Origin of the sequence: Citrobacter sp. Cf072, assembly GCF_030334485.1 — a bacterium.
GTDB lineage: Bacteria > Pseudomonadota > Gammaproteobacteria > Enterobacterales > Enterobacteriaceae > Citrobacter > Citrobacter freundii.
In genome coordinates this window covers 129,948-145,213 of sequence record NZ_JAOWDX010000044.1, presented here as the reverse complement: position 1 = coordinate 145,213, position 15,266 = coordinate 129,948, and the positions used below count along the sequence as shown (strand labels likewise).

General features: G+C 50.9%; 15 protein-coding genes. 8 read left to right on the top strand and 7 right to left on the bottom strand.

Features of this window, described 5'->3' with window-relative positions; genetic code table 11:
* Nucleotides 1-81: 81 nt before the first annotated feature.
* The 7 genes from OGX66_RS09770 to glmS all read right to left on the bottom strand — a co-directional run bounded on the left by OGX66_RS09770 (nucleotide 82) and on the right by glmS (nucleotide 7,785).
* Nucleotides 82-1,386, bottom strand: a complete 1,305-nt coding sequence (locus tag OGX66_RS09770; RefSeq protein WP_003022946.1) for a dicarboxylate/amino acid:cation symporter — start codon at nucleotides 1,384-1,386, stop codon at nucleotides 82-84.
* 168 nt (nucleotides 1,387-1,554) lie between these two features.
* Entirely contained in the window at nucleotides 1,555-1,872 is a 318-nt protein-coding gene (locus tag OGX66_RS09765) for a DUF4387 domain-containing protein (RefSeq protein WP_008320068.1), read from the bottom strand.
* Nucleotides 1,869-3,239 carry an acyclic terpene utilization AtuA family protein gene (locus OGX66_RS09760; protein ID WP_003022951.1) on the bottom strand — a complete coding sequence of 457 codons (1,371 nt, stop codon included), beginning with the start codon at nucleotides 3,237-3,239 and terminating at the stop codon, nucleotides 1,869-1,871. Before OGX66_RS09760 ends, OGX66_RS09765 begins: the two co-directional genes overlap by 4 nt.
* 3 nt (nucleotides 3,240-3,242) lie before the next feature.
* Entirely contained in the window at nucleotides 3,243-4,484 is a 1,242-nt protein-coding gene (locus tag OGX66_RS09755; protein ID WP_003022953.1) for a methylaspartate ammonia-lyase, read from the bottom strand.
* Nucleotides 4,484-5,929, bottom strand: a complete 1,446-nt coding sequence (locus OGX66_RS09750) for a methylaspartate mutase subunit E (protein WP_003022957.1) — start codon at nucleotides 5,927-5,929, stop codon at nucleotides 4,484-4,486. The genes OGX66_RS09755 and OGX66_RS09750 overlap by 1 nt, the downstream gene beginning before the upstream one ends.
* Nucleotides 5,930-5,947: 18 nt before the next feature.
* The gene (gene glmL, locus OGX66_RS09745; RefSeq protein ID WP_003831429.1) at nucleotides 5,948-7,336 is read right to left on the bottom strand and encodes a methylaspartate mutase accessory protein GlmL; all 1,389 of its coding nucleotides are present in this window, start codon (nucleotides 7,334-7,336) and stop codon (nucleotides 5,948-5,950) included.
* Nucleotides 7,336-7,785 (bottom strand): methylaspartate mutase subunit S, encoded by a 450-nt coding sequence (gene glmS, locus OGX66_RS09740; RefSeq protein ID WP_003022963.1) that lies wholly within the window; start codon nucleotides 7,783-7,785, stop codon nucleotides 7,336-7,338. The genes glmL and glmS overlap by 1 nt, the downstream gene beginning before the upstream one ends.
* A gap of 1,217 nt (nucleotides 7,786-9,002) precedes the next feature.
* On the opposite strand from glmS, the gene cydA reads away from it, so the two are divergent.
* The 8 genes from cydA (at nucleotide 9,003) to tolA (ending at nucleotide 15,144) form a co-directional block, all read left to right on the top strand.
* Nucleotides 9,003-10,571, top strand: a complete 1,569-nt coding sequence (gene cydA, locus OGX66_RS09735; RefSeq protein ID WP_003022965.1) for a cytochrome ubiquinol oxidase subunit I — start codon at nucleotides 9,003-9,005, stop codon at nucleotides 10,569-10,571.
* A gap of 15 nt (nucleotides 10,572-10,586) precedes the next feature.
* Nucleotides 10,587-11,726, top strand: a complete 1,140-nt coding sequence (gene cydB / locus OGX66_RS09730) for a cytochrome d ubiquinol oxidase subunit II (protein WP_270921772.1) — start codon at nucleotides 10,587-10,589, stop codon at nucleotides 11,724-11,726.
* A gap of 14 nt (nucleotides 11,727-11,740) precedes the next feature.
* Entirely contained in the window at nucleotides 11,741-11,854 is a 114-nt protein-coding gene (gene cydX / locus OGX66_RS09725; RefSeq protein WP_003022970.1) for a cytochrome bd-I oxidase subunit CydX, read from the top strand.
* Nucleotides 11,854-12,147, top strand: coding sequence for a cyd operon protein YbgE (ybgE, locus tag OGX66_RS09720; RefSeq protein WP_003022971.1), 294 nt, complete (start codon nucleotides 11,854-11,856; stop codon nucleotides 12,145-12,147). The genes cydX and ybgE overlap by 1 nt, the downstream gene beginning before the upstream one ends.
* A gap of 150 nt (nucleotides 12,148-12,297) precedes the next feature.
* Nucleotides 12,298-12,702, top strand: coding sequence for a tol-pal system-associated acyl-CoA thioesterase (gene ybgC, locus OGX66_RS09715; protein WP_003835413.1), 405 nt, complete (start codon nucleotides 12,298-12,300; stop codon nucleotides 12,700-12,702).
* On the top strand, nucleotides 12,699-13,391 hold the full coding sequence (gene tolQ, locus OGX66_RS09710; protein WP_003022976.1) for a Tol-Pal system protein TolQ: 693 nt from the start codon (nucleotides 12,699-12,701) through the stop codon (nucleotides 13,389-13,391). Before ybgC ends, tolQ begins: the two co-directional genes overlap by 4 nt.
* Before the next feature lie 3 nt (nucleotides 13,392-13,394).
* Nucleotides 13,395-13,823, top strand: a complete 429-nt coding sequence (tolR, locus tag OGX66_RS09705; protein WP_003022978.1) for a colicin uptake protein TolR — start codon at nucleotides 13,395-13,397, stop codon at nucleotides 13,821-13,823.
* 64 nt (nucleotides 13,824-13,887) lie between these two features.
* Nucleotides 13,888-15,144: a cell envelope integrity protein TolA gene (tolA, locus tag OGX66_RS09700; RefSeq protein WP_016149807.1), complete on the top strand. Its 1,257-nt coding sequence runs from the start codon at nucleotides 13,888-13,890 to the stop codon at nucleotides 15,142-15,144.
* Nucleotides 15,145-15,266 lie beyond the last annotated feature (122 nt).

Below are 15,266 nucleotides of genomic sequence, written 5' to 3'. Positions count from 1 at the left end.
GTACCGCCTAATCCGGCCTACGGATAGTTAAACGTTATGTAGGCCGGATAAGCGCAAGCGCCATCCGGCAATAACGTAGTATCAGGACAAAGCGACTTCCGTTTCGGTAACCGGGCGTTCCTGTTCCGGTGACTTCACTGGCGCAGTTCCACGGCAACCCTGGCCGAAGTGTTCGCCTTCCCAACGGCCCACAATGGCAGCGCCCATGGCGTTACTCATGACGTTGGTAGCGGAACGACCCATATCGAGGAACGGATCGACGCCCATCAGCAGGATCAAACCCGCTTCCGGAATGTTGAACTGGTTCAGGGTAGCGGCGATAACGACCATCGAGGCACGCGGTACACCCGCCATCCCTTTAGAAGTCAGCATCAGAATTAACAGCATGGTAATTTGCTCGCCCATGCTCAGTTCGATGTTGCACGCCTGAGCAATAAAGACGGTGGCAAAGGAGCAGTAGGCCATGGAGCCGACCAGGTTAAAGGAGTAACCGATAGGCAGAACGAAGCTGGCGATTTTTGAGGAAACGCCGAATTTTTCCAGCTTGTCCAGCGTACCCGGGAAGGCGGCTTCAGAGCTTGAAGTGGTAAAGGCCAGCAGAGCGGGTTCGAGGATTGATTTAGTTAACCGTGCGATGCAAGGCCCGACGATCATAGTAGACAGGCCAATCAGGATCGCCCACAGCATACCCAGCGTCAGGTAGAACTCACCCATGAAGATCCCGGCGCTAACCATCACACCCAGACCACGTTCGGCAATCAGACCTGAAATAGCGGCAAAAACGGTCAGTGGCGCAAACAGCATGACGTAACCCGTCAGCTTCAGCATCACGTGCACCAGTGAATCCAGCACTTTCACAATAGGGTCGGCTTTTTCACCAATCGCAGCGAGGCTGCAACCAAGGAAGATGGAGAACACGACGATCTGCAGAATTTCGTTACGCGCCATCGCATCGACAATACTGGTCGGTACCGCGTGTGAGATGAACACTTTCAGCGTGAATGGCTCTGACTTAACGGCGGCAACAGCGCCGACATCATGTGGCACAAAGTTGATACCTGCGCCTGGCTGGAAGATATTTACGATAACCAGACCCAGCGCGATTGACAGCAATGACGCGCAAATAAACAGGAAGAAGGTTTTCGAAAATATACGTCCCAGCGTTTTGGCATCGCCCATTTTGGCAATACCCACAACCAGAGTTGAAATAACCAATGGTGCGATAATCATTTTCACCATACGTAAGAATATAGTGGTAAAAATGGAAATGTCTGCTGCATAAGATTTTGCTGTTTCAGCCGCGGCCATATTATTTATGGCCACCCCGGCAATCATGCCGAGTATCAGGCCTAATATGATCATCTTCGTTAAACTTATTTTCTTCATGTGTACTCCATCGGATAAAGGTTGGTAATTGGAATTGTGTAGGGTGGCGTGCGTCTGAGCCTGGACAGCAGCTTAGACGCACGCCTGTTGTGACCAACCGCATGAATAATTCGAAGCACTGTGATACAGCTGAATTCTGTGCCCCAATGGTTGTTATTGTGTTTTTTGTTACAAGTCGAACTCAATACTTAATAATGGTGCGTGTTGCTGTGCACCATAAACATCATTGTCACCGACGTTACCGGAAATAATATCGCGCGGCATGACGATTTTTACGGCATTCGCCGGATCGAACCATACAATATTGTGAATAAAGTCAGGTTTAACGTTATATAAACCGGCAATAAGCTGCGGTGTTAATTGCTCTGAGCGTTTTACGCGCTGATAATCTTCCCGGGTTTTAAATAAAATATCTAAAACCAGTTCGTACGGTCCGGCGTTTTTCGAGCGAATAACTTGTGCCAGTGAACAAATTGAGTGTTTCATGCCTGAACTCCTTCTGGCGTCACCTGTTCAATGTGGAAATCAAAACGCAGCGCATCACTCGCTTCAATCAGGTGATAGATCGAGAACTCATACACCGGCCCACTCTGAATATCAGATGGCGAGAACGGGAAGGCGAGGTTGCCCGCAGTCGCAATGCGATTTTCATAGCCGTAGTGCAGCAGGGTAGAGCGCACCAGCGAGCAAACGCTGTTGGCTATGTCCTGCGTCGGCGCAACGACATCCAGTAAAATTCCCAGTTCATGGCCCGCAGTTTTCATCGGCTCATGGTTGCCCATCACACCGTTCTTACCGTACAAGTGGAACGTCATGCGGATACTGTCGTCATTCAGGGAGAGGTTACGTGCAACGCTTGCCTGTACCTCTTCAAGAATCGTGTCAATCCCGGCAATCATAATCGGGTCGCGTGTTCCGGCGATGGTCAGGCAACGGAAGCCAACCTGGCGTGCACCTTCCAGTTTCAACGCATACGGTGTTTCTTCATGGCGTGAACCGCTGACATACACTTCACCCTCGTTAACCTGGGTAAAGGTGCACGCTTTTAGGTTCAGCACACCGCCTGGCCCTGGCAGGAAGTAAGGATCTGACTTCTCGTACAGGGTGTGCGCCGCAGCAGAAGTTTCAGTGAACTTACGCTTGGGATTGAACGCCTTCAGCGTAAAGCCGTTGTCGTCGATAATCCCCATCGCACAATCGGAGCCGGAGCCAGGGGTGGCGGCAATGGCAGCACACTCAAGGATCTTACCGCAATGAAGCGCCAGACCTTCATCAAAGCCCTGCATAATCGGCAGCGCGGCGAAGCAGGCCGGATCGTAGGCTCGTCCGCCCAGGACCACCTGTGCACCGGCTTTCAGCGCACGCTGGAAAGGCTCGACGCCCATCTGCGCGACAATGTAGGTGCTCTCTTCAATGGCCTCGTGAGTCAGTTCAGGCACAAAATCGAGCGCGGTGATTTTGCCGTTATCCAGTGCCTGATGAACGATTTCTTTGTCGACATCAGACGGAATTAGCGCCATTGAGAAAGACAGTTTTTCTTCCTGCGCGATCTCATGGATTATTTGGCGACACCACTCCAGATGCGGAGCTGCGCCAGAACCACCGGCTGTGCCGATCACTACCGGGATGTTGTTCTTAACGCCTGCCACAATCATATAGCGCAGATCGCGTTTCACACCGGCCCTGTCAGTAAAGGGTTTACCTGCCCCCAGGTAGTGGGGGCCAGGATCGGAGGAACCTGCGTCAACAGCAATAAGATCCGGTGACTCTTCCATGGCTTTACGAAAACTTTCTTCCGGGAAGCCATAACCCAGGATAGCCGTAGGCGATAAGATCTTAAATGTGCGTGCCATCTCTTAATCCTTAGTTTGCAACAGCGCGATGGTGCGGTTCATTTCGTTAAACACGATGTTGAGACCTTCATCGAAACCCATACCCGGTTTGATCAGCATGCGCATTGGACGCGCGGCCAGCGCGACGTGTACGCAGGTACGAGCACTGATTTCCGTTTCGTTACAGGTACCGCCCTGATAGGCTTCCATTCCGTGTTTGTTGCAATACAGCACTGCATCAACGATGTTGTGAATACCGCCCAGATCCGGGGTTTTAATCTGCACCATGTGGCAGCTGCCCGCGTCGGTGAAGTCCACGATGTCCTGATAGGTGTTACACCATTCATCCGCAACGATTTTCACGCCGGAACCCAGACGAGTCAGCTCCTGAGTGATCTCGGTTAACATGCGGATCTGATCCGGCTTGTTACCGGCATCAACCGGGCCTTCAATGTACAGCGGTAGACCTTGAGCTTCGGCTTCCAGGCTGGCGATGTATTCGGCGCAACGCACTGGATCCATATCGAAGATCAGACCAATGGTGCCGTAGACATCAATATGCAGCGTCGGGTGATAGCTTTCGTTGGTGCGCAGGCTCAGGATACGGTTAGACAACCAGCGGACGTACTCACGCAGTTTTTCACCTTTAAAGCCCAGCTTCTCTTCAACGTTATTGATCAGGGCATGCGGCAGGACATCCACACCTTTGAGGATCATCTTGTCGACGGCGATATAACGGTCGTCGCCGCTCTGACCAAATAACGGAATGGCTTCCGGAACGCATGGCAGTTGCCATTCATCACAAACCACTTCGGCTTTCAGACGACCGGTAGCCAGTGCCGCCGCGTCGAGCAGTGCCTGAGACAGACCATAACGTACGGCGGTATGCAGCAGATGGCCGTCAATACGCAATTCATCAAAGAAACGGGCGTTGGTCAGGAACGAATCAACGTCACGACCTTCCAGCAACGGCTTGATGTGGTCGTTGAGGAACGGAATGAAGTTTTCAGCCAGGAACAGCGGGTCACGACCGCCTGCACCTGAATATTGCACCGCTGCGCAATCGCCCACAGCTACCGCGCCGTTTTCCAGAATCAGTTGTACGGAAACACATTCACCCGCCTGACGAACAGAGGTAAATCCAGGCGTGACCGGATCGCCGGTGTAGATAAACCCGTCATGACCGGCGCCATTTTTGATGGCCTGCTGATCGTCAAAATAAAATGAGGAGTAGCCAGCGGTGAAAAGGGCCTTTTTGATTTTCATTATGGTCTTCCTATTAATTTACTGTGGGATACGGCGTTGATGTCATCAATGACCATCTGGAAAGAAGGCTTGCGGCCTTCAAAATGTGCGCGCTCTGCGACATAGTCGTGGTGCAGGGCGAGAATATCTTTCGGCAGCGGCACGGCACCGGCTTCAAGAATACGGATTGCGCCTGTGTTATCGCGAACAGGCAGGATCTTACCGGCGTTACAGGCGGCAGGAGCGAAAGGTACATCCAGCACGCCAGCTTCAAAGGCCAGCACCGTACCGCGCGCAATGTCGCCATTGCCCAGTTCGAAGACTTTCTTCAACACCGCGCGGACTTCGCTCTTAATCAGGTCAACTTCCTGCTCCACGGCAGCGCACTGCGGGAATTTCTGGTCGCTGACCATGTTGAGCATCTGGCGTGACGCTTTCAGACCCTGGGCGTTAGCTGCCGCGGTTGGGATACCGAACGCTTCGTGCGGGCTTTTGGTGATCACTTTTGTAGCACCCGACATACCAGCAACCGCTGCACCCCAGGCGATAACGGAGAAGGCTTTCGCTTCATCTTCCGGGAATCCGCCCATCCACTGGTGGAAAACGGTGCTCAGTTCGTAATCATCGAAGCCATGGTTATGGAAGTATTCGTGGGACAGTTCACGCAGCGCCTGAATAGCGGCGATATCCTGCGTCAGGCTACCGACCTGGCCGTAGCCGACGGTAATGGATTTCACGCCTTGTTCCAGCGCCAGCAGACCTTCAATAATCGCCACCGAGTGGGACATAAACGGCGGGATCAGGGTACCGGTCAGCGGGCCAAACGGCTCACGGTTGATGCGAATGCCGTTCTCTTCGTACAGACCCATCAGACGGTCGCAGTACTGCCAGTCGCGAATGGATTTTTCCAGGGTGACGCGTTTGGCGTAAGGGATGTTGTAGGAGATACCGCCGCCTTCGTAGCTGGTGAAGCCACTGGCCATGGCGATTTCTGCCAGCAGGCGCGCATCCGGCGTACCGTGGCGAACCTGGATCGGTTTTTCCAGCGATTCAGTCATCCGGCGGCAGGCAGCAACCCCGTGATTGACGACTGGTAAACCATTCAGCTTGGAAGTACCTGCTTCGATGGATTTCTGGATCCCGACAGCGGCTTCTTCATAGCGGTTCAGACGGGTATAGGCATCGATAGTACTCGGCAGGAGGTCGCACTCTTCCTGCAATGTTTTGAGCAGCGCAATATGCTCATCCATTAATGCTACGCCTGCACGCGGCTGGCTCAGGGTTTTACCTTCCTGATCGGCTTTCAGCAGGGCAAGGGAGAAGCGTTTTTTATCTGGAATTGATTGCTGGTACTTCACGCCATCTTCGAAGTTCTCAACGTCTTTGCCGGTTTCCCAGGTTTGTAATACCTGATGCCTTTCGGTCATGAATTCGTCATGGGTCAATTTTTTATTTCGAAGTTCCATTCGTAGCTGCCTTAAGTTTTATAGGGTTAAACACTGAATGCTGGTGCGAGCAGCGGCTTGCGGGTACAGCCTGGCGACGTTTGCCAGAAGCGGGAGCAGGCCATTTGAATCGCGGTAATACTCAAACTGATTCGGTAACAGAATTCTTTTCCCCTGGTCGTCCAGCTCCCGGTATTTGAGCCAGTTATGGATATCGAACTGGCTGGCGCGAGAGAGCCATCCCCCTGAACCGACGACTTTGCGTACGGTGGTGAGATCGCGACCCATCTGTAAATCCACGTTACCCACGCAGGTGCAAACCTGCTTTTTAGTGCCCGCGTGGCGCTCAGCGGCATAGCCCACGCATAAACCTGCCAGCAGGGTGTCGAAATATTTCTCTTCCTCACTGAGTGGCAGGTAATCCGGTTGCCCTACCAGATGGCGCAGGTAGCGATAAAACGCTTCCTCGCGCTGTGGTTGTTGGGCGAAGATGACTTTCACCATATCCTGCGTGCTTTCTCCCACCACGACGGCGGAAACGCGCATGCCCAGGTCGCCTTCTACTGTACGTTTGACGAACGGTTCAGGAACACCATGCAGGACGGTATCGGGGGAGAGGGTATTCGCGCTGGCCGAATAGACATCCGTGGTGGCTCCGCCCATATCAATCAGCATGAATTCCTTCCATGCGCTGTCGTAATCGCTAATGGCTTTGACTAACTCATAGACCGTCCATGGCGTCGGCATTGGCTCTTCGCCTGTTTCGCCAACAATGACGTCCAGACCTTTGCCTTTGACAATACGTGACAAGAACACATCACAAATCGCCTGGCGTGCGGCAAACGGATTCGGGTGATCGAGGTCAGGCAGAATGTTGTCTACCGTGGTCAAATCCTTATGTCCCAGAATCGTTTGTATTTCGTCCTGAATGTCCCGGTTTCCGGCGTAGATAATGGCGCAATCAAGCTTTGAGCCTGCCAGCGCATGCGCATTCGCCAGGCCGTAACTTTCTTCGCCACCGTCTGTACCGCCGGTAAACAGCAGAATATCTGGAGGGGATGACTCCAGCTCCTGGATGTCATGACGGTTCAGCTTGTACGAATAATATTGCGCGATTTTCGCTCCTGCCGAATGGGCGGTAACTTTTGCCGATTCCAACGTAATGGAAGGCACCAGCCCCATTGCTGCAACGGCAAGCCCACCTTTCGCTGAGGAGGAGTATTTCAACTGCACTTCACCACTTTTCAGTAACGGGCGAGCATCGGCAACATTCAGCACCTGATTCAGGCTGGCAAAAAAACCGTCTGCCAGATGATGTGTGGTGGTTGGGGTCAGGACATGGTTTACCAGGGTTAATTCCTCGCCTTCATGGGCGAAGAGGGCTGCCTTGGTCCATGTCGAGCCGATATCGACAGAAACTGTTTGCATCAGATGGCCTCTTCCAGGCAACGCTGTTCGAGGCCATTGTGTTGGTGAATATCATTAGTGATAAGCGCGCAAACATCTTCCAGATCGTGACTGGGGGCGAAGACCCGGTTAAAGCCCATCTCTTTAAACTTTACTTCCACATCGGCGAAGTCATGTTTACCGACGACCAGGTTGCCGCCGACGTACAGCAGAATGTCGCCAAGGCCGCGTTCGATGCAGCGCTCACGTAATCCGAGGCAATCAATGTCGCCATGACCGTAGATAGAGGACACCACGATGGCATCGGCGCCTGTTTCAATCGCAGCATCAATATATTCATCCTGGCTCACCATCACCCCGAGGTTGATTACGTGAAAATCATGAGCGGTAAAAACGCGATCCAGAACTTTATTACCTACTGCATGGCAGTCAGCACCGATGACGCCAATAACAAGTGTAGATTTCTTCATGGGTAATCCTCTGTAGGGCTGATGGTCAATAAGTGAAATTATTTTCTAATATTTAGAACATGGATTGTGACAACCTCTTAATAGGGTTGGAGTTTCTGTGGAAGCGAAAAAGGAAGCAATTGATCTATTTTCAAAATATCCTGAGAAAAATGATTGTTATATTTGGTTGTTATAAAATCCCTTTATAATCAGTAGGATGTATCATATTCTCTTGGCCGGTTTTAATTTATTAGAAAAATGGGTAATAAATTACTTGCCATGTTTGTGATCGAAATCTTATTTTGTTATGCGCGCCATTTATGTCGTGTTTTTAATAATTTCAAAAATCACAATTACTAATTAACTTGTGAACGACGTAACGGTTTTTTATTTTTTAATCTTATATGTCACAATTCATTTTTGTTAATTTTAGGATAAAAATGATAATGAAATGTTTGTGGCATATTTAATCTTTGCCACATAAGTGCAGAGTGGGCGTTAAAGATAACTTTCAGTGATGATTTAAGCGAAACGCCAGCGTTTTCTCGCAGAACACCAAACGCAATGCATCGGTCAATGTGGAACGTTTTCTCTTCCAGCTGAGATAGTTACATCTCGGTGTTAATTATAAGTAAAATTTAAATGAATAATTTGTATGAAATAACAAGTCCATGACTTGCTAAACAAAAAACTGTGAGCTACCTAGCATTAGTGATTCTTTATCCGCTATCAATTTTGTCAGCCGGGCTGGTTAAAAGATCGTGTACATTTAAATAAATATCCTATCATTTGTAGTAACGGCAATTACTCATTGAAAAACATGTTGTTAACATCGCATTCACTAGTCATGCGAGTGTTAAACACTATTAACATTAAATTTGAAAATTGATTTAAATCAATGTTTAAAACTTGGAAAACAGCATCAAAAGAGGTTAAATTGCTGCAGATCAAATTGGTCTGAAAGTGGTAAATTAGCTATAAATTGATCACTATCGAAAAATGCAAATTTGTCTCGATAAAAACCTGTTTATTGTAAGGATTTTACGGCGTAATATAATTGCGGGATCAATTTGAGTGTTTTATTAACATGTTTGTAACCTTTCTCCATTGTCCTTTCTTCACAAGAGAAGAAAGAGTAGCGGCGTAAGGAAGCAGATAAATTTGTATTGGGGCATGCGTGTGACCCTTTCTAACGGGGTTCACTCTCGGAGTCTTCATGCGATGAGCAAGGAGTCATGATGTTAGATATAGTCGAACTGTCGCGCTTACAGTTTGCCTTGACCGCGATGTACCACTTCCTGTTTGTGCCACTGACGCTCGGTATGGCGTTCTTGCTGGCCATTATGGAAACGGTCTACGTCCTTTCCGGCAAACAGATTTATAAAGATATGACCAAGTTCTGGGGCAAGTTGTTTGGTATCAACTTCGCTCTGGGTGTGGCTACCGGTCTGACCATGGAGTTCCAGTTCGGGACTAACTGGTCTTACTACTCCCACTATGTAGGGGATATTTTCGGTGCGCCACTGGCGATCGAAGGTTTGATGGCCTTCTTCCTCGAATCCACCTTTGTAGGTCTGTTCTTCTTCGGCTGGGACCGTTTGGGTAAAGTCCAGCATATGTGTGTCACCTGGCTGGTGGCCCTGGGTTCTAACCTGTCTGCGTTGTGGATTCTGGTTGCGAACGGCTGGATGCAGAACCCAATCGCAGCGGATTTCAACTTCGAAACCATGCGTATGGAGATGCTGAGCTTCTCTGAACTGGTGCTCAACCCGGTAGCACAGGTGAAATTTGTTCACACTGTGGCATCTGGTTATGTATGCGGCGCGATGTTCGTTCTGGGTATCAGCTCCTACTATATGTTGCGCGGTCGTGACTTCGCGTTTGCTAAACGTTCTTTTGCCATCGCTGCCAGCTTTGGTATGGCTGCCATTCTGTCTGTTATCGTTCTGGGTGATGAATCCGGTTACGAAATGGGCGACGTGCAGAAAACCAAACTCGCAGCGATTGAAGCAGAATGGGAAACTCAGCCTGCACCGGCTTCCTTTACGCTGTTCGGTATTCCGGACCAGGATGCGCAGGAAAACCATTTTGCGATTCAAATTCCTTATGCGCTGGGCATCATCGCCACCCGCTCTGTTGATACACCGGTCATTGGTCTGAAAGACCTGATGGTGCAGCACGAAGAGCGTATCCGTAACGGGATGAAAGCGTATCAGTTGCTGGAAGAACTGCGTGCTGGTACTACCGACCAGGCCGTTCGCGACCAGTTCAACAGCATGAAGAAAGACCTGGGTTATGGTCTGCTGCTGAAACGCTATACGGATAACGTCACCGACGCGACCGAAGCGCAAATTCAGCAGGCAACGAAAGATTCTATCCCTCGCGTTGCGCCGCTGTACTTCGCTTTCCGTATCATGGTGGCATGCGGCATTCTGATGCTGGCAATTATCGCGGTGTCCTTCTGGACTGTGCTTCGTAACCGTATCGGTGAGAAAAAATGGCTACTGCGCACAGCGCTGTACGCGATTCCTCTGCCGTGGATTGCTATTGAATCCGGTTGGTTTGTCGCAGAGTACGGTCGTCAACCGTGGGCGATTGGTGAAGTGTTACCAACAGCCGTAGCGAACTCTTCGCTGACTGCTGGCGACCTCATCTTCTCGATGCTGTTGATTTGCGGCCTGTATACCCTGTTCCTGGTGGCTGAACTTTATCTGATGTTCAAGTTCGCACGCCTTGGGCCGAGTAGCCTGAAAACCGGTCGTTATCACTACGAGCAGTCCACTGTGACTTCTCAGCCGGCACGCTAAGACAGGAGTCGTCAAATGATCGATTATGAAGTATTGCGTTTTATCTGGTGGCTGCTGGTTGGCATTCTGCTGATTGGTTTCGCGGTCACTGATGGCTTCGACATGGGGGTGGGCATGCTCACCCGTTTCCTCGGTCGTAATGATACCGAGCGTCGAATTATGATTAACTCCATCGCCCCGCACTGGGACGGTAACCAGGTTTGGCTCATCACCGCGGGTGGCGCACTGTTCGCTGCCTGGCCGATGGTGTATGCCGCTGCGTTCTCCGGTTTCTATGTGGCGATGATCCTGGTACTGGCGTCTTTGTTCTTCCGTCCGGTCGGTTTTGATTACCGCTCCAAGATTGAAGACATGCGCTGGCGCAACATGTGGGACTGGGGCATCTTCATTGGTAGCTTCGTGCCACCGCTGGTGATTGGCGTGGCGTTCGGCAACCTGCTGCAAGGGGTTCCGTTCCACGTAGATGACTACATGCGTTTGTACTACACCGGTAACTTCTTCCAGTTGCTGAATCCGTTTGGTCTGCTGGCAGGTGTCGTGAGCGTTGGGATGATCATCACCCAGGGTGCGACCTATCTGCAGATGCGTACGGTAGGTGAACTGCATCTGCGTGCTCGTGCAACTTCACAGGTTGCGGCGCTGGTGACTCTGGTCTGCTTCGCGCTGGCCGGTGTATGGGTGATTTACGGTATTGACGGTTATGTTGTGACCTCAGCCCTGGATCATCATGCCGCCTCCAACCCGCTGACCAAAGAAGTGGCTCGTGTGGCTGGCGCATGGATGGTGAACTTTAACAATGCACCTATCCTGTGGCTGGTTCCTGCACTGGGCGTGGTTCTGCCGCTGTTGACCATTCTGACTTCTCGTATGGAGAAAGGGGCCTGGGCATTCGTCTTCTCTTCACTGACGTTAGCCTGCATCATCTTGACTGCCGGTATCGCAATGTTCCCGTTTGTGATGCCATCCAGCACCATGATGAACGCAAGTTTGACCATGTGGGATGCAACGTCCAGCCAGCTGACGCTGAATCTGATGACGTATGTAGCTTGTGTGTTCGTACCGATCATTCTGCTGTACACCTGCTGGTGTTACTGGAAGATGTTTGGTCGCATCACTAAAGAAGATATTGAAAGTAACACCCACTCTCTGTACTAAGTAAGGAGCTTAAAATGTGGTATTTCGCATGGATTTTGGGAACGCTTCTTGCCTGTGCATTTGGGATAATCACAGCGCTGGCGCTTGAGCACGTTGAATCAGGCAAAGCCGGACAAGAAGATAGCTAATGACCAACATTATCGCGATGTTATACAACGCGATGGACAAGCGCCCCTTGCGGGCGCTTTCATTTGTGCTGGCAATCGTATTGGCCGGCTGCATATTCTGGGATCCGTCACGTTTCGCGGCCAAAACCAGTGAGCTTGAAATCTGGCATGGTTTTCTGCTGATGTGGGCGGTCTGCGCAGGCATCATTCACGGCGTTGGCTTTCGTCCTCGTGCCGTACACTGGCAGGGTATCTTCTGCCCGCTGATCGCGGATATCGTCCTCGTTGTTGGTCTGTTTTTCTTCTTCTTTTGAATAAGAAACATCCTTAAATATTTATGGGCTTGCATAAGCCCATAATTTTTTACTCTCCGTTTACTTTCCCCCATTCCAAAGCACCATTCCCGCGCGTATAGTAGCGAAGTTTGAAAGCACTAACCTTTTGTTGCATTACCGGGATGTAAAGTGAATACAACGCTGTTTCGATGGCCGGTTCGTGTCTACTATGAAGATACCGATGCCGGTGGGGTGGTTTACCACGCCAGCTATGTCGCTTTTTATGAAAGAGCGCGCACAGAGATGCTGCGTCATCATCACTTCAGTCAGCAGGTCCTGTTGGCTGAACGTGTAGCCTTTGTGGTGCGCAAAATGACCCTCGAGTATTTTGCGCCTGCCCGGCTCGACGATATGCTCGAAGTTCAAACCGAAATTACGTCAATGCGTGGCACCTCTTTGGTTTTCACGCAACGCATTGTCAACGCAGAGAACACCGTGCTGAATGAAGCCGAAGTTCTGATTGTTTGCGTTGATCCACTCAAAATGAAGCCTCGTGCGCTTCCCAAGTCTATTGTCGCGGAGTTTAAGCAGTGACTGACATGAATATCCTTGATTTGTTCCTGAAGGCAAGCCTTCTGGTTAAACTTATCATGTTGATTTTGATTGGTTTCTCAATCGCATCCTGGGCCATTATTATCCAGCGGACCCGTATTCTTAATGCTGCTTCACGTGAAGCCGAAGCATTTGAAGACAAGTTCTGGTCCGGCATTGAATTGTCGCGCCTGTACCAGGAAAGCCAGGGGCGTCGTGATAATTTGGCTGGCTCAGAACAAATTTTTTACAGCGGGTTCAAAGAGTTTGCTCGTTTGCATCGGGCAAATAGCCACGCGCCGGAAGCGGTCGTTGAGGGGGCTTCCCGTGCGATGCGTATCTCGATGAACCGTGAGCTGGAAACGCTGGAAACGCATATTCCATTCCTCGGAACCGTTGGCTCCATCAGCCCGTATATCGGTCTGTTCGGTACCGTTTGGGGGATCATGCACGCATTTATCGCGCTGGGCGCGGTAAAACAGGCGACGCTGCAAATGGTTGCACCGGGTATCGCGGAAGCGTTGATTGCAACGGCTATCGGTCTGTTTGCGGCAATCCCGGCGGTTATGGCCTACAACCGTCTGAACCAGCGCGTGAACAAACTGGAACTGAATTACGACAACTTTATGGAAGAGTTCACCGCGATTCTGCACCGCCAGGCGTTTACCGTTAGCGAGAGCAACAAGGGGTAAGCCATGGCCAGAACGCGTGGACGAGGTCGTCGCGAACTCAAGTCCGAAATCAATATTGTACCGCTGCTCGACGTACTGCTGGTGCTGTTGCTGATCTTTATGGCTACCGCACCGATCATTACGCAGAGTGTGGAAGTCGACCTGCCGGATGCGACCGAATCGCAAGCCGTCAGCAGTAACGACGAACCCCCGGTCATTATTGAAGTTTCCGGTATTGGGCAATACAGCGTGGTGGTTGAGAAAGATCGTATGGATCAACTGCCGCCGGAGCAGGTTATCGCGGAAGCGAAAAGTCGCCTGCAGACCAATCCGAAAACGGTCTTTTTAATCGGTGGTGCGAAAGACGTGCCTTATGATGAAATAATTAAAGCGCTGAACTTGTTACACAGTGCAGGCGTAAAATCGGTTGGCTTGATGACGCAGCCAATCTGATGACGGCGTTTTGCTGGCTTGAAAGATAGCACGTAACAGGCGAACAGTTTTTTGGGAACCGAGAGTGTCAAAGGCAACCGAACAAAACGACAAGCTCAAAAGGGCGATAATTATTTCAGCGGTGCTGCATGTCATTTTATTTGCAGCGCTGATCTGGAGTTCGTTCGATGAGCACATTGATGCTTCAGCCGGCGGCGGTGGCGGTTCGTCCATCGACGCCGTTATGGTCGATCCTGGCGCCGTTGTGCAACAGTACGACAGGCAGCAGCAACAGCAGGCAAGCGCGAAACGTGCTGAAGAGCAGCGTGAAAAGCAGGCGCAGCAGCAAGCTGAAGAACTTCGCGAGAAACAGGCAGCTGAGCAAGAGCGACTGAAGCAGCTGGAAAAAGAACGCTTAGCCGCGCAGGAAAAAGTGCGCGAACAGGCGCAACAGCAGAAGCAAGCTGAAGCCGCCGCCGCGAAAGCGCAAGAGCAACAGAAACAGGCTGAAGAAGCTGCGGCGAAGGCTGCTGCAGACGCGAAGGCTAAAGCTGATGCACAGGCGAAACAAGCGGCAGATGCCGCGAAGAAAGCCGCTGCGGACGCACAGAAAAAAGCTGAGGCGGAAGCTGCTAAAGCCGCTGCTGATGCGAAGAAAGTTGCCGAAGCACAAGCTGCTAAAGCTGCCGCGGACGCTGCGAAGAAAGCACAGGCTGAAGCCGCTAAGCAAGCAGCAGCCGAGAAAGCTGCCGCTGAGAAAGCAGAAAAAGCCGCCGCCGCGAAAGCGGCCGCTGCTGAAAAAGCGGCGGCTGATAAGAAAGCCGCAGCGGAAAAAGCAGCAGCAGACAAAAAAGCTGCAGCCGAGAAAGCCGCTGCCGATAAGAAAGCTGCGGCAGATAAAGCAGCAGCTGCTAAAAAGGCTGCGGCCGAAAAAGCCGCTGCAGCCTCTGGCGTTGACGACTTGTTGGGTGACCTGAGCTCCGGTAAGAATGCACCGAAATCGGGCGGTGGAGCGAAAGGAAACGGCCAACCGGCGAAAGATAGTGGTACAAGTGGTGCCAATGGCGGTGCATCTGGTGCTGATATCAGTGCTTACGCATCTCAAATTCGTAATGCGATCCAGAGCCGTCTGTATGGTGCAGATTTGTATGCAGGTAAATCTTGCGTATTACATATCAAGTTAGCACCCGATGGTCTGTTACTGGATGTGACCGAAGAGGGTGGGGATCCAGCATTGTGTCAGGCTGCGCTGACGGCTGCGAAAACCGCCAGAATTCCTAAACCGCCTAGCCAGGCAGTTTATGAAAAAGTAAAAGATGCCAAACTGGACTTCAAACTGTAATAACGACCCCTGAGAAATCAGGGGAAACGGTCTAAGGTTGATACTGAGTTGTGGTAGTTTTGTGTATTTGAGTTTGTTAACATTCTGCTAAATTATCGTGGGCTTTCCGTCCAGATAAGGGA